The organism is Ruegeria sp. BG7 (assembly GCF_056535685.1).
The window spans coordinates 964,868-985,166 of record NZ_JBQFIU010000001.1 but is presented as its reverse complement, the minus strand read 5'-3'; the positions used below and the strand labels follow the sequence as shown (position 1 = coordinate 985,166).

Annotated in this window: 17 protein-coding genes and 1 tRNA gene; 8 read left to right on the top strand and 10 right to left on the bottom strand. The window is 56.6% G+C overall.

Features of this window, described 5'->3' with window-relative positions:
• The first annotated feature begins 53 nt into the window (after positions 1–53).
• Complete coding sequence (locus tag ACR3EH_RS04850) at positions 54–332, top strand: hypothetical protein (protein WP_171185186.1); 279 nt, start codon at positions 54–56, stop codon at positions 330–332.
• Between the two features lie 142 nt (positions 333–474).
• The gene (locus ACR3EH_RS04845; protein ID WP_171185184.1) at positions 475–2,982 is read left to right on the top strand and encodes a GcvT family protein; all 2,508 of its coding nucleotides are present in this window, start codon (positions 475–477) and stop codon (positions 2,980–2,982) included.
• A gap of 282 nt (positions 2,983–3,264) precedes the next feature.
• Here the strand turns inward: ACR3EH_RS04845 and ACR3EH_RS04840 are convergent, their stop codons facing one another.
• From ACR3EH_RS04840 to ACR3EH_RS04830, 3 genes are all read right to left on the bottom strand, one after another.
• Entirely contained in the window at positions 3,265–3,603 is a 339-nt protein-coding gene (locus ACR3EH_RS04840; RefSeq protein ID WP_171675395.1) for a carboxymuconolactone decarboxylase family protein, read from the bottom strand.
• Positions 3,604–3,672: 69 nt separating this feature from the next.
• Positions 3,673–4,326, bottom strand: a complete 654-nt coding sequence (locus tag ACR3EH_RS04835) for a DUF938 domain-containing protein (protein WP_171675397.1) — start codon at positions 4,324–4,326, stop codon at positions 3,673–3,675.
• A complete protein-coding gene (locus tag ACR3EH_RS04830) occupies positions 4,323–5,396 on the bottom strand; it encodes an NAD(P)/FAD-dependent oxidoreductase (RefSeq protein ID WP_171675399.1) in 1,074 nt (357 codons plus the stop codon). The genes ACR3EH_RS04835 and ACR3EH_RS04830 overlap by 4 nt, the downstream gene beginning before the upstream one ends.
• Before the next feature lie 186 nt (positions 5,397–5,582).
• On the opposite strand from ACR3EH_RS04830, the gene ACR3EH_RS04825 reads away from it, so the two are divergent.
• Positions 5,583–5,987 (top strand): hypothetical protein, encoded by a 405-nt coding sequence (locus ACR3EH_RS04825; protein ID WP_253762025.1) that lies wholly within the window; start codon positions 5,583–5,585, stop codon positions 5,985–5,987.
• Positions 5,984–7,216: an HlyD family secretion protein gene (locus tag ACR3EH_RS04820; protein WP_171675401.1), complete on the top strand. Its 1,233-nt coding sequence runs from the start codon at positions 5,984–5,986 to the stop codon at positions 7,214–7,216. The genes ACR3EH_RS04825 and ACR3EH_RS04820 overlap by 4 nt, the downstream gene beginning before the upstream one ends.
• Positions 7,217–7,273: 57 nt before the next feature.
• On the opposite strand, the gene ACR3EH_RS04815 is transcribed toward ACR3EH_RS04820, so the two are convergent.
• From ACR3EH_RS04815 to ACR3EH_RS04785, 7 genes are all read right to left on the bottom strand, one after another.
• The gene (locus ACR3EH_RS04815) at positions 7,274–8,419 is read right to left on the bottom strand and encodes an iron-containing alcohol dehydrogenase (RefSeq protein WP_171646601.1); all 1,146 of its coding nucleotides are present in this window, start codon (positions 8,417–8,419) and stop codon (positions 7,274–7,276) included.
• Positions 8,420–8,486: 67 nt separating this feature from the next.
• Entirely contained in the window at positions 8,487–9,869 is a 1,383-nt protein-coding gene (locus tag ACR3EH_RS04810) for an aldehyde dehydrogenase family protein (RefSeq protein WP_171185170.1), read from the bottom strand.
• Positions 9,870–9,960: 91 nt separating this feature from the next.
• The gene (locus ACR3EH_RS04805) at positions 9,961–11,313 is read right to left on the bottom strand and encodes a glutamine synthetase family protein (protein ID WP_171185169.1); all 1,353 of its coding nucleotides are present in this window, start codon (positions 11,311–11,313) and stop codon (positions 9,961–9,963) included.
• 88 nt (positions 11,314–11,401) lie between these two features.
• Positions 11,402–12,433 carry a TRAP transporter substrate-binding protein gene (locus ACR3EH_RS04800; RefSeq protein ID WP_171092576.1) on the bottom strand — a complete coding sequence of 344 codons (1,032 nt, stop codon included), beginning with the start codon at positions 12,431–12,433 and terminating at the stop codon, positions 11,402–11,404.
• A gap of 67 nt (positions 12,434–12,500) precedes the next feature.
• On the bottom strand, positions 12,501–13,826 hold the full coding sequence (locus ACR3EH_RS04795; protein WP_171185166.1) for a TRAP transporter large permease: 1,326 nt from the start codon (positions 13,824–13,826) through the stop codon (positions 12,501–12,503).
• Positions 13,826–14,344 carry a TRAP transporter small permease subunit gene (locus ACR3EH_RS04790; RefSeq protein WP_171185164.1) on the bottom strand — a complete coding sequence of 173 codons (519 nt, stop codon included), beginning with the start codon at positions 14,342–14,344 and terminating at the stop codon, positions 13,826–13,828. The genes ACR3EH_RS04795 and ACR3EH_RS04790 overlap by 1 nt, the downstream gene beginning before the upstream one ends.
• Positions 14,345–14,360: 16 nt before the next feature.
• Positions 14,361–15,146, bottom strand: coding sequence for an N-formylglutamate amidohydrolase (locus ACR3EH_RS04785; RefSeq protein WP_171185162.1), 786 nt, complete (start codon positions 15,144–15,146; stop codon positions 14,361–14,363).
• Between the two features lie 103 nt (positions 15,147–15,249).
• Between ACR3EH_RS04785 and ACR3EH_RS04780 the strand changes: the two genes are divergently transcribed.
• From ACR3EH_RS04780 to ACR3EH_RS04765, 4 genes are all read left to right on the top strand, one after another.
• Positions 15,250–16,122 (top strand): MurR/RpiR family transcriptional regulator, encoded by an 873-nt coding sequence (locus ACR3EH_RS04780; RefSeq protein ID WP_171185160.1) that lies wholly within the window; start codon positions 15,250–15,252, stop codon positions 16,120–16,122.
• Between the two features lie 105 nt (positions 16,123–16,227).
• Positions 16,228–16,301 (top strand) — tRNA-Gly (locus ACR3EH_RS04775).
• Between the two features lie 128 nt (positions 16,302–16,429).
• The gene (locus tag ACR3EH_RS04770; protein WP_171185158.1) at positions 16,430–18,250 is read left to right on the top strand and encodes an ABC transporter transmembrane domain-containing protein; all 1,821 of its coding nucleotides are present in this window, start codon (positions 16,430–16,432) and stop codon (positions 18,248–18,250) included.
• 159 nt (positions 18,251–18,409) lie between these two features.
• Positions 18,410–20,299 (top strand): acyl-CoA synthetase, encoded by a 1,890-nt coding sequence (locus ACR3EH_RS04765; protein WP_171185157.1) that lies wholly within the window; start codon positions 18,410–18,412, stop codon positions 20,297–20,299.

Genomic DNA, 20,299 nt, shown 5'->3' with positions numbered 1-20,299 from the left:
AAATCGTCCACATGTTTTGATCTGAAAGGCGCACAGACAGACAGGTGGTCGACATGAGTGCAAAATATCTGGCAGGCTTTATTACAATCTGCGGATTGGCTGTTGCTGGGCTGGATTTTTACCAGCAAGCCAAGGCATCGGAAGACGGTATGGGCATCAAAGGCTATCTGGCTTCAGTATCTTCGCGTGCTGGGTTCGCAGATAACCATGCTGAGTCAGAGGCACAGGTATCCCAACCACAGGAACCAGCAGCTCAGAAACCTTCAGACGAAGGCGGCAGGCTGGTTTGCACCACGGTCGGAACCAGTAAACGCTGCAGTTCCAGTGGTTGAAATCGGCGGCTGAATGATCGATCTGCGACCTGCATTTGTTGTTCGGGTCGTTTTTTTCCTATCACTGGTCGGATGAATGTCGCGCGCCGCCCCTTAACTGCGCCATATGGTGTCAGCTGAATTCAAGGGGAGACGCCCGGTTATGAAAACCCAAGTCAAAGCACTGGTCGTTGGCGGTGGCGCCATCGGAACCTCGATTGCCTATCATCTGGCCAAGGCTGGCTGGGATGACGTGATGCTGATCGAACGGGACGAGTTGACCTCTGGCTCGACCTGGCACGCAGCTGGCCTTTTGCCGCTGTTCAACATGTCTTACGCAACCACCCATATCCACAAATACTCGGTCGACTTCTACAAGACGCTGGAAGAGGAAACCGGTCTGAACGCGGGCTTCGCGGTGGTTGGCAACCTGCGCATGGCGCAGACGCAGGATCGCATGGATGAATACATGCTCTATGCCTCAACGGCCGAGACATGTGACGTCAAATACGAATGGCTGACCCCGGATCAGATCAAAGAGCGCTGGCCTTTGATTGAAACCGGCGATCTGAAAGGTGCGATCTATCACACCGAGGACGGCTATATTAACCCCGCAGACGTCACGCAGGCCATGGCCAAGGGCGCGCGCCAGCGTGGCGTGGATATCGTCCGCAAAATGCAGGCTGATGCCTTCCACTGGAACGGTACCCATTGGGAAGTCACCTGCACCAAGATGGTCGAACAGGGCGGCAACCTTGTCCCATCCGACGAGCAGGTCGTCATCACGGCCGAACACGTTGTGACTGCATCGGGCAACCATGCGCAGCGCACCGCCAAGATGCTGGGCATCAAGATGCCTGCAATCCCGGTCGAGCATACCTTCATCGTCATGGACAAAGACCCCGAGCTGGTCAAATGGCGTGAAGCCGGCAACCCCGAGCACCCCGTTGTGCGCGACGCCGACAACGAATCCTACGCGCGCGAAGAGCGCGGCGGCTGGATTCTGGGTATCTACGAGCACGGCGCGCCTGCGCGCTTCGAATACGGCGTGCCGGACAGCTTCCGTGCCGACCTGTTCCCCTTGGACATCGATCGTATCGCGGATCAGTATATGGCTATGGCTGAACGCGTGCCGTCCTGCGCTGACTCCGGCCTGAAAGACGATTTCAACGGCCCAATCTGCTATACCCCCGACGGCAACCCGCTGGTTGGCCCGGCTCCGGGTCTGCGCAACATGTGGCTGGCCGAGGGTTTCAGCTTCGGTATCACCGCCGCTGGCGGCACCGGTTATTATCTGGCGCAGATGATGGTCGATGGAGAAGCCGAGATCGACATGGCCTCGCTGGACCCCAAACGCTACAGCAGCAACTGGATGACCACCGAGTTCGCGGCGCGCAAGAACGAAGAGTGCTACGAACACGTCTACATCCTGCACCACCCCGACGAAGAGCGTGAAGCTTGCCGTCCGCTGCGCACAGTTCCGGCCTATGACCGCCAGAAAGCACGCGGCGCACAGTTCGGTTGGGTCAACGGCTGGGAACGTCCGAACTATTTCGGCCCCGTCGATGCACCTGAAAACTTCGACAAGGAAAGCCGGTCGTTCCGCCGTGGTGGCTGGTGGCAACATGCCGTCGAAGAAGCCAAGGCGATCCGTGAAGGCGTTGGCCTGATCGACGCATCGGCCTTCACCAAGCATGTCGTCAAAGGCCCCGGAGCGACCCAGTTCCTGGATTGGTTCACCTGCAACAAGCTGCCCAAGGTCGGTCGTATCAACCTGACCTACGCGCTGACCTCGCACGGCACCACCCGCACGGAATACACCATCGTCCGCAATGGTGAGAACAACTACTACATCGTCTCTGCCGGTGCCTGGACCGAGTATGATGCCGATTACCTGCGCAAGGCGGCCGAGGACAAGATGGAGGAGTTCGGTTACATCGAAATCCAGGACGTGACCACTCAGTGGGGAGTTTTTGCCATCGCCGGACCCAAGTCCCGCGACGTTCTGAAAGAGGTCATCAAAGATGCCGATCCGGAAACCGCTTTGTCCAACAAGCGCTTCCCGTGGCTGTCTGCCCGTCAGATCGAACTGGGCATGTGCCCGGTCAACGCGATCCGTGTGGCTTACACTGGTGAGTTGGGTTGGGAACTGCATCACCCGATCGAGATGCAGAACTACCTGTTCGACCTGCTGGAAAAGGCCGGTGAAAAGCACGGTATGAAGCTGGTCGGTGCCCGTGCTCAGAACTGGCTGCGCCAGGAGAAATCCTATCGCGCTTTCGGTACCGAACTGGGACGAGATGCAACTCCGCTTGAGGCCGATTTACCGCGCTTTGTGGACCTGTCCAAGGAGTTCTACGGCAAGGCCAAGCTGGAAGAGACCGGTGTGCGCGTGAAGTGTTGTACCCTGCTGATCGACGGACCAGACGATGCCGACCCGTGGGGCCGTGAGGTGCTATATACACCGGAGGGTGAGCGTGTGGGTCGTCTGACTTCGGGCGGGTATTCGGTGGCTTTTGAGAAGTCCATCGGCATGGGTTACGTTAAGCCAGAGCTGGCGGTCGAAGGTACCAAGTTGAAAGTCAAAATGCAGGACAAGCTGTGGGATGCAGTTGTCACATGCGACAGCCCCTACGATCCGAAGAACGAGGTTATCCGCAAAGACGGATAAGCCGCAGTCAATGGCATCAGCTGTGCAATAAATGCGCCGCCTATGGCGGCACATGCCTCCGGCGGATGTATTTAAAAACAGAAGAAGAGGGGGCTGGGTTCAAAATTCAGCCCCCCTGCTTTTTTGCAAGGGGGCCTTCTCCTGTTGCGGTCATCGGCGCCTCCGCCTGTACCGCAAAATCATCATTCCCGTTCAGAGTTAACGATCCGTTACTTCTTCTGTTCAAAAATACCTCCGCCGGAGGCAAGCCTGCGTCAGCAGGCTTTTGGGGAGGTTTAGAGACTATTGGGTATTCAATTCGTCGAAACACTCCAACGCTTTGGCAGCATACATCATGGCTGGTCCACCACCCATCTGAATGGCCATTGCCAAGACGTCCGACACTTCATCTCTTGTCGCGCCAACTTTGACCAAAGCTTCTGTGTGTAGGGAGATACAGGGCTCGCATCGGAGCGTAACCGACATGCCCAAAGCGATGAATTCCTTTGTCTTGTAGTCAAGTGTTCCGCCTTCCTTCACAACCTTCCCAAGCGTCCCGAAAGCGCGCGTGGTTTCCGGGATGGACCCGTTGAGATTGCGGAGGCTCTTGCGCGTTTCAGAGAGTTTTCCTTGCCAGTCCATTGCAGCCGCCTTTTCATATAACGTAATCAGAATATGGGGCGGATAGTAGGGCTCTGACTTTGATCTCGATCAGTCCGCTGGTCGCGATGAGATAAATGCGAGGTTGTTGGCGGGCATATCAACAGTCTTCAGTACGTTGAGACCAAATTCTTCAAACAACGCAAGTATTTCGGTGTCATTTTTGTACCCAATGTCAGGGTCTTGTTCCGTCAGAGCTTGGTGAAATCTCTTGTCTCCATCACTGGTGAGCAGTCCCGACCGCATAAATGGTCCATAAAGAACAAACCGCCCGGATGGTGCGAGTGCCTTGGCGACCTCTGCGACAATAGTTCGTGTTTCCTGCCAACTGATCAAGTGTATCAGGTTGATCAACACGATCATGTTTTGTCCGGCGAACCGGGCATGCCAGCCTGCGGCGGTCGCATCCAGTTCTTCGGCCAAGGCGACATTCGGAAACTCACGCACGTAGGCATCGATACTGGCCCGCCGATCTGGGTCGATTTCCGTTGGCTGCCACTCCAAGTCGGGTAACTGGGCCGCAAAAGCCGCCATATGCTGACCGGTCCCACTGGCGATTTCTAACGACCGCCCTTGTGGCGGAGCCCAGTCGCTCAGCAATGCGCATAAGACGTCAGAGTTTCGCGATGCCGCAGGGGCCACCATTTTGCCGTCCTCGGCTGTATTGGCGACGCTGGCAGAGGGGGGAAGCTTGCGTTTGGTCATCGCTTCAACCTTTCCGGGGTCAGCATGGCAACACTCTTGGCATCAAGGGCAGGGGGGCTTCCGACCACCAAATCGCAAAGCAGCTGAGAGGCAGCCGGTGCCGTTTGGAAACCATATCCGCCTTGGCCCGCGCTCCAGATGAATGTTGGGTCGTGAGGGTCTGGTCCAAGCACCAAAGTCCCGTCTGGGGCAAAACTGCGCAGGCCGGCCCAACTTGTTTCGACCCGTTTGACTGCTTCGGTCATCAGGGCTTCGTAGCGTGCCAAACCTTCTGCCAGAACCATATCGATGGCATAGGCATCCTGAGGTGGAACTGGGTCTGCTTCGGATGGCGAGACCAACAGTTTCCCGGCATCTGGTTTGGCGTACCACGTTTCACCCACGCCAAGCATCATGGGCCAGCACGACACATCATGGCCTCCGGGGGCGGGCAGTCGGGCCATAGACCGGCGGCGAGGCGTGATACCGATAGGTGGAAGGTCAGCAAGTCTGGCGATTTCGTCGACCCAGGCCCCTGCAGCATTAACCAAATTGCGTGCTTCAAAACTCTGACCGGCGGTGACGATCCAATGTGTGTCTTTGCGGATGGCCGTGACGTTGTGATTGGTCGAAACCGTCCCGCCGTTGTGCCGGATGGTCCTGGCGAAGTCCTGCAACAAACGATCCGTGTCGATGTCAAATGCGGCCTCGCTGACTGCTGCAAAACCGACCTGTTCGGGGTTCAGGATCGGAACGCGCGCGATGGCCTCATCTACTGATATCTGGGCCATGTTCAGCTCGTTGGAATCGGCATCGAACTGCTGAGATTGGTCTTGTGCACCGACCAGCATCAAACCCCGTGGGATTAGATAGCCACCATTCTGTGTGTGCAGAAAGTCACCCCCGGCTTTGTTCAAAGCGACCACTGAAGGTGGTCCATAGCTTTCTTCAAACAATGCCGCAGACCGCCCGGATGCGTGATAGCCCAAGGCGTCTTCGGCTTCGAGTACCATCACTTTTCCGTGCGTCGACAGACGTGCGCCCGCACTAAGTCCGGCGATGCCGCCTCCGATGATCAGGAAATCAATCATTTCTTGTTAACCCTACAGATCAGAGACAGGCCGGTTTTCTGGAAGAGCACATTTGCCCGCGCGCCTCTGGTTCGTTTTGCGTTTGGCTTTCCGGACTATAAGCAGCCTTGAATTTATGCTTCAACCCGGTCAAAGACGTACCAAAATAAACAGGAGTGTAATGTGACTGCTGCGGACCTTCATCCAATGGCGACAGGGCATATTCCCCGATACGTCGTCGCAGCTGACGGAAGTGACTACCTATTCTCAGCGATGGTTGTTTTCTTTGTCGTTCTGGTGGTGCTGATCGGTGTTGGTTATCTGACGCTTCATTCCGTTCCCGAGAAAATGGCCCACGAAAACAATCACCCACAATTCCAGTTGGTGGGTATTCTCGCGCTGCTCGCATTGTTTACACATAATGGCCTTTTCTGGGTTGCCGCCATACTGGTCGCAGGATTTCAATTTCCGGATTTTGCCACGCCGCTTCGAAACATTGCTGACGCCATTCGTTCGCTTGCTCGGGTCCCAGCGCCCGAACCGGTGCCCGAGGTGACAGAACAAACGCCACCTGTGTCCGAAACAGGCGAAGTGCAGGAGCACAGCAAATGATCGAGACTATGCTCTGCGCCTTGATCACGGTGCTGCCCGACTATTTGTTCCGCCGGTTTGTTCAGGGTAAACGTATCGGTCACGAGATCACGTTGTTTACCATGTGGTATGAATTGCGTTGGGGTTTGACGACATGCGCCATTCTGGCGCTGACCGTGATCACCACGCTGTTCTATTTTCACCCGGCCAGCAAAACCGCCGCGTCCTATTTCCGTACCGTGACGATCCTGCCGCAACTGGGCGGTCGTGTGTCTGAAGTATTTGTCAAAAGCAACGAACTCGTCACAGCGGGTCAGCCGATTTTCCGGATCGAGGATTTTACTCAGACCGCACAGGTTCAGGCGGCAAATGCTCAGATTGCGCAGGTTCAAGCCTCGCTTAAGGTTGCAGAAACTGACCTGGCCGAGGCTGACGCAGGTATTGCCGGGTCCAAGGCGGCTCTGGCGCAGGCGCTTGAGGATTTGGAGCGCAACACAACCTTGCGGGACGAAGGATCAAGTGCGGTACGGCTGGCCGAGATCGAGCGCCTGGAGAACCTTGTCGCCGAGCGTGAGGCCCAGGTTTTTGCCGCAGAAGCCAAACGCGCAGCGGTCGAACAGCAAATCGAAGAGTTGATTCCGGCGCAACTGGCCAGTGCCATCGCGCAATTGGACGCCGCACAGACCGAACTGGACAAAACAGTGATACTTGCCGGTGTGACGGGCCGGGTGGAGCAGTTTAGCTTGCAAGTCGGCGACTATGTCAGCCCTTTGCTGCGCCCCGCTGGTATTCTGGTGCCGTCCCATACCGGACATGATCGGTTCCAGGCTGCATTCAACCAGCTGTCTGCTCAGGTTATCAAGCCCGGCATGATCGGTGAGTTGGGCTGTATGACCAAGCCGTTCACTGTTATCCCTACGGTCGTGGTCGAAGTGCAGGATGTCATTCCTTCTGGTCAGATTCGTCCCTCGGACGAACTCAGGGATGTGCAGGCCAACAACAATCCCGGCTCGATTCTGGTGTATATGGAACCGCTTTACAAAGGTATGGCCGATGACATCCCTCCTGGCAGCAACTGTCTGGCCAATGTTTACACCGACAACCATGAGCGGTTGGAGCATGAGGATCTCGGTTTTTGGGAGGCCGCATTCTTGCATGTGGTGGACACGATCGGTGTCGTTCACGCGGCCGGTCTGCGTTTGCGTCTGATCCTGATGCCGGTGAATACTCTGGTTCTAACCGGGCATTGATCCGGTTTAGGTAACCCAAACGCAAAGGGCCCGGCAGTTTTGCCGGGCCCTTTGACTTTAAAGCGCTGCTTTGAACAGCTGTGTCAGGTTTTCTTTCGTCAACTCAATCGGGTTGCCCCCGCAAGAGGGATCAATGACCGCGCCTTCCACCAGCTCGGGGATTGACGCTTCGGTGACCCCCAGATCAGAAAGAGTGCGCGGGATGCCGAGGCTGTCGTTGAATTCCTGCACAAAAGCGCGGAAGCCTTCAAAGCCACCATCAATGCCCAGATAAGCCGCTGCCTGCTGGAACCTGTCGGCGATGGCGGGGGCGTTGAACTCCAACACAGCGGGCATACACACCGCGTTGGTCGTGCCGTGATGAGTGTTGAACACCGCACCGATCGGGTGGCTCATCGCGTGGATGGCACCCAGACCTTTCTGGAAAGCTGTCGCGCCCATGGCTGCTGCGCTCATCATCTGGGCGCGGGCTTCGATGTCGGTGCCGTCGGCATAGGCGCGCGGCAGGTACTCTTTCACCAGGCGCATGCCTTCCAACGCAATGCCCTGACTCATCGGGTGATAGTGCGGGCTCGAGAAGGCTTCAACGCAGTGCGCAAATGCATCCAGACCGGTACCTGCGGTGATGAATTTGGGCATTCCCACGGTAAGCTCGGGGTCGCAGATCACCGCGGCCGGAAGCACTTTGGGATGGAAGATGATTTTCTTGGCGTGGGTTTCCGAGTTGGTGATGACGCTGGCACGCCCCACTTCTGATCCGGTCCCGGCGGTGGTCGGGACCGCAATGATTGGGGCGATCCCGTCCGCGTCTGCTCGGGTCCACCAGTCGCCGATATCCTCAAAATCCCAAACTGGGCGGGATTGGCCTGCCATAAAGGCAACCATTTTACCAAGGTCCAGACCAGACCCCCCGCCAAAGGCGATCACCCCGTCATGGCCGCCCGCGTTATATGCTGCGATACCTGCCTCAAGGTTCTTTTCGTTCGGGTTGGGATCTACGTCGCTGAACAGCCCACGGCCCAAACCGGCAGCTTCCATAATGTCCAGCGTTGCAGAGGTGATTGGCAGATCGGCCAAGCCCTTATCGGTGACCAGCAGAGGTTTTTTCATACCGGCTGCGGCACAGGCTTCGGGCAATTCCTTGATGCGTCCGGCACCGAATTTGATTGCGGTCGGATAAGACCAGTTTCCAACAAGTGACATGTCAGGTTTCCTTTGTAATGTGCAACCTGTCCGGGCGAGGGCGTAAGACCCGAGCAGGCCGTCGTCTTTAGCCCGTGACCTTCTTAAGGTGGTAGGATTTGGGACGGGTGAGATTGTGGTACCCAATGACCGACAGACCGCCGCCGCGCCCGGTATTCTTGCATCCGGTCCAGCACAGGCCAGGGTCCAGATAATCCGCACGGTTCATGAATACCGTGCCGGTCTCGATCTGGTCGCCCACTCGCGCTGCGCGATCTACATCACGCGTCCAGAGGCTGGCGGTCAGGCCAAATTCACTGTCATTCATCAGCGCGATTGCTTCGTCATCCGACGAGACCTTCATGATACCCACAACCGGTCCAAAGCTCTCATCCCGCATAACGCGCATGTCATGGGTCACATTGGTCAATATCTGAGGGGTCAGATAAGCGCCGCCATCGTCCTCAGGTAAGGTTTCGATATGCGCTACCGCGCCTGCTTCAACCGCCTCGGAAATCTGAGCGCGCACTTCATCAGCGAAACGGACGTTGGCCATGGGTCCGATGGTCGTCTCAGCGTCCAGCGGGTTGCCCAGCTTATATCCCTTCACGATCTCCACGGCCTTGGCGACAAAATCGTCATAAAGGCTTTCGTGCACATAAATCCGCTCGATCCCGCAGCAGCACTGGCCCGAGTTGAACATCGCGCCATCAATCAATGTATCGACGGCGGCATCCAGATCGGCATCTTCCATGACATAGCCCGGATCCTTGCCGCCCAGTTCGGTGCCGACGCCGGTAAAGGTACCAGCCGCCGCGCGCTCCATCGCCTGGCCGCCACCGACCGAGCCGGTGAAGTTCACCAAGTCAAACGCATTGCCCGCGATCAGGTCATTGGTAACGTCATGGCTGAGGAACACGTTCTGGAACACATCTTCAGGCACACCGACTGCATGGAAGGCTTGCGCCATACGTTCCCCCACCAGCAGGGTCTGCGTGGCGTGCTTCAGGATCACCGTATTGCCCGCGATCAGTGCAGGGGCAACAGTGTTGATCGCTGTCATGTAGGGATAGTTCCAAGGCGCCACCACAAACACGACCCCGTGTGGAATGCGCTTGATGTAACGCCGAAACGTTTCGTCCTCGCCTACCGCGATATCAGCCAGAGATGTTTCTGCAATCTCCGCCATATGGCTGGCACGTTCGTTGAAGCCGCCGAACTCGCCACCATAACGCACCGGGCGGCCCATCATATGCGCAAGTTCTGGCACGATCTCATCATTCATCGCGCCAACAGCGGCCACGCCTGCCATGACAAGATCAATCCGTTCCCGCAGCGGACGCGCCGCCCAATTTGCCTGAGCGGCGCGCGCCCGGCCTGCAACCTCAAATGCCGCATCCCGAGACAACACGTCTCGTTCCGCGAAAACCGATCCATCAATCGGCGAGACACATTTCAACATCTGCCCCATGTTCACTCCGTATAGAAAGAAAGCAGGATCCCTGCTTCATCTGGCTAAAAATACCTCGGGGGTCTGGGGGCAGAGCCCCCAGCCAGCCCCCCTAAGCGCGTTCGAAACCGCGTGCGACTTCCCAGTCAGTCACCACGCGCTCGAATTCCTCGATCTCGACTTCAGCGGCACGTGTGTAGTGGTCGACGACTTCATCTCCCATGGCCGCCCGCAACATGCCCGAGCCGTGCAACGCATCCCGTGCGGCACGCAAGTTGCCTGGGATCATACCGGTTTCACCCTGATACACGTCGCCCGTGGTGGGCGCTTGCAATTCCAACCCTTCCTCAATGCCTGCGATCCCGGCGGCCAGCATCCCGGCCATTGCCAGGTAAGGGTTCATGTCCGAACCCGGGATCCGGCATTCCACCCGCACTGCCTTGGTACCGTCCCCGCACAGTCGGAAACCGGCAGTGCGATTGTCCACTGACCAAATGATCCGCGTTGGTGCGAAGGTGCCCTTCATAAAGCGCTTGTAGCTGTTAATGTAAGGGGCCATGAAATAGGTGTAGTCGGCAGCATATTTCAACAAACCTGCCATGTAGCTCTTCATCAGAGCGGACATACCCAAGTCATCTGCTGCGTCATAAAACGCAGGCGTTCCATCTGACCAAAGCGATTGATGGACGTGGCTAGAACTACCCACCTTCTCATGGTGCCATTTCGGCAGGAATGTCGCGGCATGGCCATGCTGCCAGGCGATTTCTTTCACGGCATTCTTGGCGATCGAATGATACTCGGCCGTGTCCATCGCAGGCGCGTATTTGATGTTCAACTCTTCCTGTCCGGTCTCGGCTTCGCCCTTGGTGTTTTCGACCGGAATGCCCGCGTCCCACAAGTGATTGCGGATCGGGCGCATCACATGTTCTTCTTTAGTGGTTTGAAGAATGTGATAATCTTCGTTGTAGCCCGAGATTGGCTCCAGATCGCGGAACCCTTCCTTGCGGATCTGATCAAAGCTTTTTTCGAACAGGAAAAACTCCAGCTCGGTGGCACACATCGCGTCATAACCCATGGCCTTCAGGCGATTGACCTGACGTTTCAGGATCGAGCGCGGTGCGTGCGGCACTTCTTCATGTGTGTGGTGATCCAGCACATCGCACATCACCATGACTGTGCCCTCAAGCCACGGAACCGGGCGCAGCGTGCTCAGATCGGGCTTCATGACATAGTCGCCATAGCCGCGTTCCCAACTGGTCGACGCATAGCCGTCCGGCGTGGCCATTTCCAGATCAGTGGCCAAAAGGTAGTTGCAGCAATGCGTTTCTTCCCATGCGCTCGCCACAAAGTGACCTGCATGAAAGCGTTTGCCCATCAGTCGTCCTTGCATGTCGACCATGCAGACCAATACCGTATCCACCGTACCTTCAGAGACTTGCGTCTTCAGATGTTCGAACGTGAGCATGTGCCACCTTTTTCTTTGCCGAGTTTAACTTTCGGCTATTCGTCGTGATTGACCCGCCCCTTAAGGGGCAGGTCAGGCTTGCAGCAAGTTAGCCGTAGCGATAAGGCCGTCCAGCCTTGAGCATGTCGGCGTTGTATTGCTTGAAGATTTCAACGACCTTCGCTTTCGTCTCTGACTCGGCTGCGATCTCGTCCCAGAATGCAACGGCCGCCGCTTCGACAGTTGCCCATTCTTCGTCCGGAATTGACGTCAGCTGCATCTTGTCGCCGTTGACGCGAAGGCTGGCCTCGCCACCCCAATACCACCACTGGCGATAATAGTGCGACTGATCGGTGCAGACGCGGAACAAGGTTTGCAGGTCTTCCGGCAGCTCATTCCAGCGGTCCATATTGGCGAAGAATGAGCCCGCCCATGCGCCCGAGATGTTGTTGGTCAGGAAGTAGTTGGTCACATCCGCCCAACCCACGGTGTAGTCTTCGGTGATCCCTGACCACGCGATACCGTCCAGCTCGCCGGTTTGAACCGCAACTTCGATGTCTTCCCATGGCAGTGTCACCGGCACGACGCCAAACTGGCTCAGGAAGCGGCCCGCTGTCGGGAAGGTAAAGACACGCTTGCCCTGCAGGTCAGCGAGGCTGTTGATCGGGTCTTTGGTCGCGAAATGGCACGGGTCCCAGGCACCTGCCGAGATGTGCTTGACGCCAACTTTAGAATACTCGGCGTCCCAGATTTCGTTCAGCCCGTATTGATTGAACAGAACCGGCACGTCCAGCGAGTAGCGCGAGGCAAACGGGAAGTAACCGCCGAACACGGTGACTTCGGTCGGCGACGCCATCGAGTCGTCATCCGACTGCACTGCATCGATCGTGCCGCGCTGCATGGCGCGGAACAGCTCGCCCGTCGGGACCAGCTGGTCTGCATAGAACAGCTCAATCTGCATCCGATCACCGGCGATGGTGTTGAACATCTTGATGGCCGGATCGATCACGTGTTCGGCCAGCGCCGGGCCTGCATAGGTCTGCATCCGCCATCTGATCGTTGATTGCGCCAGTGCAGGTGTCGCCAGCGCTGCTGCGGGCGCGGCTGCTGCGCCTTTCAGAAATGTACGTCTGTTTGTCATTCTCTCTCTCCGTTGGTCAGTTTCAGCAATGCGGGGGATACCCGCGATGCCCCGGTTTGGTCCGGGATCATTTGTTGTAAACATACTCCGGCAGCCACAGCGCGATCTGCGGGAAGGTCATGATAATGGCCAGTGCAAGCGTCATCACAATCACGAAGGGCAGGATCGACCCGTAAATGTCACGCAGTGAAATCTCCGGTGGCGCCATCGCGCGCATCAGGAACAGATTATAGCCGAAGGGCGGTGTCATATACGCGATCTGGGTCGTGATCGTGTACAGCACGCCATACCAGATCAGGTCGAAACCCAATGCCCCCACCAGCGGCACGTATAGGGGGGCAACGATGACCAGCATGGCGGTGTCGTCCAGAAAAGTACCCATCAGGATAAAGCTGAGCTGCATGAAGATCAGGATCACCCAGGGGTTCAGGCCCAGACGTTCGGTAAACAGATTCTCGATCGCACGCACAGCGCCCAGCCCATCGAACACAGCGCCAAAGGCCAGTGCCGCGAGGATGATCCACATGAACATACAGGTGATGCCCAGTGTTGACCGCACCGAGGTTTCGAAAACCTCGCGGGTCATTCGGCCCTTCAGCACCGCAGCGATAAACGCCGTCAAAGCGCCGATGGCCGAGCTTTCAACCAGCGAGGTCCAGCCGTTCACAAATGGCACCATCATCGCGGCAAAAATGCCCAGCGGCAGCAGACCGGCACGCAAGAGACGCAGTTTCTCTGCCATAGGAACATCACGTTCTTCCGCTGATAAAGCAGGACCCAAAGCTGGGTTAATCCGGCAGCGGATCACGATGTAAAGGATGAACATCGCAGCCATCATCAGCCCGGGCAGAAGCCCCGCCAGCCAAAGCTGACCAACCGGTTGACGGGCGATCATTGCGTAAAGAACCAAGACCACCGAAGGCGGCACAAGGATGCCCAGTGACGATCCGGCTTGTATCACCCCCGTCACCATCTTCTTGTCGTACCCACGTTTCAGCAATTCAGGCAGCGCAATCGTTGCGCCAATGGCCATACCTGCAACGCTTAGACCGTTCATGGCCGAGATCAGAACCATCAGACCAATCGTGCCAATAGCCAGACCGCCGTTCAGCCCGCCCATCCAGACGTGGAACATCTTGTACAAGTCGTCTGCGATTTTGGATTCGGCCAGCACATAGCCCATGAAGATGAACATCGGCAGCGTCAGCAGCGGGTACCATTTCATCAGCTTCATGGCGGCGGAAAAGCCAATGTCGTACCCGCCACGATCCCCCCAAAGAAACAGCGCTGCCATAACGGCGACAAAGCCGATGGCTCCAAAAACGCGCTGCCCTGTCAGCAACATCAGCATCATGGTCGAAAACATCAGGATGGCGATCATCTCGTATGACATCAGATCACCTCGCGCGGGATGTCATCGCCCTTGAGGCGTAGTATATCTTTGAAGAGTTCCGAGATGGCTTGAAGCAACATCAGGAACAGCCCCACAACCATGATCACCTTGATTGGCCACAGGTAAGGACGCCATGCGGTGGGACTGCGCTCGCCATATTGCAGCGAATAACTCAGCGAGTCGTAGCCGCCATAGATCATCACACCCAGATAGACGATCAGGAAGAACACCGTGATCGCATCGGTCCAGGCCCGCCGACGGTTCGACCATTCACTATACAGCAGGTCCATACGGACGTTCGATCCCATCTGAATGGAATAGGGGCCGCCGAGCACATAGTAGGCCACCATCGCAAACTGGGCCATTTCAAGGGTCCACAGAGACGGCAAAAAGAACGTCTTCGAGATCGAGGACCAGAGCAGAATGCCCATCATGACAAAGATGCCATACATGACCACACGCCCGATCCAGCGGTTCGCGCGATCAATGACCGCCACATATCTCCGCATGAATTTCATTGAGATACTTTCTCTGTCATGCTGTGGCCTCGGTGTTCGAAAAGGCAGAAATGACGGATTGCAGGATCGGCGCGAGCTGCCCTGCCATTCGGTTCACACCCGCAGGAGTGTCGATCAGGTCATTGCGCACCTCGATCATGACATTGGGCAACCCGCGTTTGATCGCGTGTTCCTGCAACGTATGCGTGACGCCGTCAGAGGCTGAGTAGGGTTCGTTCAGCGCGACCTTCAGCCCGGTGCCTTGCGCCTGTTGCAACATGATCCGGGCCGCGCGGTCGTCTTTGTCATGCAATATACCCAGCTCAACCGAGCGCGTCTGTCCCTTGTAGATCGGGGTGAAGCTGTGGATCGTGATGACCACGGGCGGCTCGTTTCTTGCGTTCAAGGTGGACGACAAAAGGTGTCGGAATGGGTCATACACATCCCGCACGCGCTGGGTGCGCTGTGCCGCCGTCAGATTCGTGTTTCCGGGTACTGAAAACACTTCGCTGAGTTGCGGCATGGCGTCTTCACGTTCCGGCGGGCGGTTGCAATCATAGACAAGGCGACTGACCCGAGAATGGACCAATGGCGCGTCCAGCGCACCCATCAACTCAACCGAAAGCTCCATTGCGCCAATATCCCATGCAGCATGGGACCGGGCCGCCTCCTCATCCAAACCCAGGCCGTGCAAAGCGGCGGGAATAAAGCGACTGGCGTGTTCGCACACCAAAACCGCATTGGCGCTGCCGCGTGCATTGAGCAGACGTGCAGCCGGTGCCTCGACGGTTTGTAATAAGGATGACTCGGAATCGTGATGCATAGGTAGCATTTGTTACAGCAGTTTCCCAACTGTCAAGAAAATTACTGTAGACAAAATTACAGGTGAGAATATTCTGTAACAAACATAAGAAACGAGGGTGCCGATGGCCACCGTTGTGAAACTTGTCAAACAGCGGATTCAGGATGAACTGGACGACCTGACCCGATCAGAGCGCCAGTTGGCGTCTATCCTGTTGCAGGATTATCCGATGGCAGGGCTGCAATCGATCACCAAGCTGGCAGCTGCTGCGCAGGTCTCGACCCCGACCGTTATCCGTATGGCCCGCAAGCTTGGGTTCGATGGGTTTCCGGACCTGCAGGATGCCCTGCGCGAAGAAGTGGCAGCGCAGATCAAGAAACCGATCTCGAAACGAGATGCCTGGGTTGTCGATGACGATGCCGAACACCCGACAACGCGCTTTGCGCAGGCCGTCTGGACAAACATGCGCCACACGCTGGAGCGTCTGGACAAAGAGATGTTTGACACTGTCGCCCAGTTATTGGCTGAAACGGACCGGCATCTTTATGTGGTGGGTGGCCGCATCACCCGATCCAACGCGGATTATCTGTTCAATCACATGCAAATCATCCGTCCCAACGTGACCATGCTGGGCAATTCAGCCAATGTTTGGCCGCAGTACCTTTTGGACATGGACGCGTCCTCGGTCCTGGTGATCTTCGACATTCGGCGATACGAGGCGCATCTGGAAAAGCTGGCCCAGGTTGCCTCGAGCCGGGGCGTAACAGTTGTGCTGTTTACCGACCAATGGGGTTCACCCATCGGAAAGACCGCAAATTACACCTTCCACGCGTTGGTCGAGGCCCCTTCAAGTTGGGATTCGACGATAGCGCTGCAGCTGATTTCAGAAACTTTGATTGCAGAAGTGCAAGAGGCCCGGTGGGAGGAAAGTAAGGAACGGATCGAGGAACTGGAGCAGTTTTTTTCGTCAACCCGGCTATTCCGCAATCAGGATTGAACGATCGAATCTGATTAAGCGCTTTGGTGCAAAAACGGTGGCACAAAATTTGCCACTTCCTGCTTGACGCGCACCTGTGCATGACTTAACCAACGCAAACCATTTGCGGGTATAGCTTAATGGTAAAGCCCCTGCCTTCCAAGCAGGCTATGTCGGTTCGATTCCGTCTACCCGCTCCAATCACCCTTACTTTTCTGCGTCAAATGGCCCTTTCGGGTGGCTGATCCATGTCGTGATGCTTGACCAGAAGGGCGGCTGAGGCCAAGAAAGCGTTCACTTTCTAGCGTTCAATCCATAAGGGCCCGACATGGCAAGACAGACCGCCAACATACCAACTCAAGCCGCTGCCCCCGGTGCCAGCGAAGAGCGGGCCCGCTCAAAGAAAATTGGGGTACTGGCCTCGCTCTGGCCTTTCATGAAGCCGTACAAGCTTTTGATGATCGGCGCGACTCTGGCGTTGATTCTGACCGCAAGCATGACGCTGACCCTGCCACTTGCAGTGAGGCGCGTGATCGACAACTTCCGTATTCAGGATGGCGAACTGCTGGATTGGTATTTCCTGGCGGCACTGGGTATCGCCGCTGTTCTGGCTGTGGGCACCGGCATCCGGTATGCGCTGGTCACGCGGCTGGGCGAACGTGTAGTGGCCGATATTCGCAAGGCCGTGTTCGACCGCGTGATCGCGATGAGCCCTGAATTCTATGAACGCATCATGACCGGCGAGGTGCTCAGCCGGATCACAACGGACACCACCCTGATCCAATCGGTGCTCGGGTCATCCGTGTCGATCGCGTTGCGCAACATGCTGATGTTCTTTGGTGGGCTGGTTTTGATGCTGCTGACCTCGGCCAAATTGACCGGGCTGGTGCTTTTGTTGATCCCGATTGTCGTTGTTCCGATCCTGGTTCTGGGCCGCCGTTTGCGCGTGATCAGTCGTGAAAATCAGGATTGGATCGCAGCCTCGTCCGGAAATGCAGGTGAGGCATTGGGCGCTGTTCAGACCGTGCAGGCTTTTACCCATGAAAAAGAAAGCCGCAAGCAATTCGGAGAGATGACCGAAACCTCGTATGTGGTCTCGTTGCGTCGCATTCAGACCCGTGCGATTCTGACGGTCATCGTGATTTTCTTGGTCTTTTCTGGCATCGTCGGTGTCCTTTGGATGGGCGCCAATGACGTACGAAACGGTGTGATGACCGAAGGCGTTCTGGTGCAGTTCGTGATCTATTCGATCATCATGTCAGGCTCGGTTGCGGCCCTGTCAGAAATCTGGAGCGAACTTCAACGCGCGGCCGGGGCGACCGAGCGTCTGGTCGAACTTCTGAATGCCGAAGACACCGTGACCGATCCTGCCAAGCCCTTGACCCTGCCCAAAGATGTTAAAGGTGAAATCCGGTTTGAAGATGTCAGCTTCCGCTATCCAGCGCGCCCCGATACCGTCGCGCTGGATCATCTGTCGCTGCAGGTCAATCCGGGCGAAACTGTCGCGTTTGTCGGACCGTCAGGTGCAGGCAAGACGACCGTCATTCAATTGATCCAACGCTTCTATGATCCCAATTCGGGCCGTGTCACGTTGGATGGCCATGACCTGCGAGAGCTGGATCGGGCAGATTTCCGTGCCCATATGGCTCTGGTTCCGCAGGACCCTGTGATTTTTGCCGCCTCGGCCCGTGAAAACATCCGCTTCGGGCGTTTGGATGCAACCGATGCCGAAGTTGAAGCCGCGGCTCGTGCAGCCGCCGCACATGAGTTCATTGCGGCCTTGCCGGAAGGGTATGACAGCTTTGTCGGTGAACGCGGTGTGATGCTGTCCGGTGGGCAAAAGCAGCGCATTGCCATCGCCCGTGCCATCCTGAGAGACGCGCCGGTTTTGTTGCTGGACGAGGCGACCTCGGCTCTGGATGCAGAAAGCGAACGTGCGGTGCAGGGCGCGGTAGACCAGATGCGCGCCGGGCGCACGACGCTGATCGTCGCGCATCGATTGGCAACCGTAAAAAAAGCCGACCGTATCGTCGTGCTGGAAGAGGGTCGTATCGTGGCGCAAGGCAGCCATGATGATCTGGTTTCTCAGGACGGGCTGTATGCACGTCTGGCCCGGTTGCAATTCACCGACGGTGTTGCCGCAGAATAAGGGTGACGCACGGGCATTTTCCCATTCGCCGTAGCGTCATTCTACATTTTACCCGTTGTCACAGCTAAGCCCTCGCTTGCGCGTGGTCGGTTTTGATCCCATCTTGGAGGCGAACAACAAGCCCGCGCGAAATGCGGGAGATCATACGGGAGGAACCACATGGCTTTTGTGGGATTGGAAGACAAAACGCGCATGGAACAGGAAATGCCGTGGGAGGATCGGGATTTACCCGTCACCTTCCATCAGCTCTTGTCGCGCACGGCAGAGAAGTTTCCCAACCACAATGCCATCAGTTTTCAACTGTTCTCGGGGCCAACCGACAAGGCCGAGACCCTGACCTGGTCGCAACTGCAGGGCAAGGTTAACCAGGCGGCGAACCTGTTCCGTTCGCTGGGCGTTGGCGAAAAAGATGTAGTGGCCTATGTGCTGCCAAACTGTAACGAGACGCTGATCACGATGATGGGCGGAGCGGTAGCCGGGATCGTGAACCCGATCAATCCGCTGCTTGAGCCGGAACAGATCGCGGCCATCCTTCGCGAGACCGGCGCCAAGGTTGTGGTGACGCTGAAATCGTTCCCAAAAACGGATGTGGCCCAGAAGGTGGAAGAGGCTGTGCGTCACGCCCCCAAGGTCAACACCATTTTGGAAATCGACCTGAATCGTTATCTTACGCCACCCAAATCCTGGCTGGTGCCGTTCCTGCGCCCAAAGATGGGTGACAAGGAAAAACTGGCCCATGCGAACTACAAGAACTTTAATAAAGAGCTGGCCAAGCAGCCGACCACGCTGACGTTTGAAGACAGCAAGGAAGACCGCGTTGCCTGTTACTTCCATACGGGTGGTACGACGGGTATGCCAAAAGTGGCGCAGCACAAGTATTCCGGCCTCGTCTATAACGGCTGGCTGGGTCACACGCTGTTGTTTGACGAAAACGACGTCATCATGTGCCCGCTTCCCATGTTCCACGTCTTTGCGGTGCACGTGATTATGATGGCGGCCGTGTCCTCGGGCGCACATGTAATCTTCCCGACACCGGCCGGGTATCGCGGAGACGGCGTTTTCGACAATTTCTGGAAGCTGATCGAACGCTGGAAGGTGAGCTTTATCATCACCGTACCCACCGCTATTTCGGCCAAAATGCAGCGCCCGGTCGATGCCGATATCTCAAGCGTGAAAACGGCCTTCTCTGGCTCGGCCCCGCTGCCGGTTGAGTTGTTCCGTCGCTTTGAAGAAGCCACGGGTGTGAAGATCGTTGAAGGCTATGGCCTGACCGAGGCCACGTGTCTGGTGTCGTGCAATCCTGTGGATGGTGAGAAAAAGATCGGATCGATCGGTATTCCGTTCCCCTATACGGATGTAAAAATCCTGCAAAGCGGGCCGGATGGACCGGTCGAATGCGGTACGGATCAAATCGGAGAAATCTGTATCTCGAACCCCGGTGTCTATGCGGGCAACACCTATACCGAGGCCGACAAGAATGTCGATCTTTACTATTACGACAAGTATTTGCGCACGGGTGATCTGGGGCGGTTTGACGAAGACGGCTATCTGTGGATCACGGGTCGCGCCAAGGATCTGATCATTCGCGGTGGCCATAACATCGACCCAGCCGAGATCGAAGAAGCGCTATTGGGACATGAAGCTGTCGCGTTTGCAGGTGCCATCGGTCAACCAGACGCGCATTCCGGTGAAGTGCCATGTGCGTTTGTCGAACTGGTCGACGGGGCGTCGGTCACGGAAAAAGAGCTTATGGACTACTGCAAGGTTCATGTACATGAACGTGCGGCGCAGCCCAAGCATATGACCATTCTGGACGAACTGCCGAAAACTGCGGTTGGTAAGGTCTTTAAGCCCGATCTGCGCAAGCAGGCCATCACACGTATCTATAATGGTGCGCTTGAGGCAGCTGATGTTTCGGCACGTGTTGTTTCAGTGATCGACGACAAAAAGCGCGGTCTTGTCGCGCAGCTTGACGCGAACGGATCTTCGGAAGACGATGTCTCAAAAGTGCTGGGCGCATTTACCCAGCCATGGGAGTGGTCTGAGTAA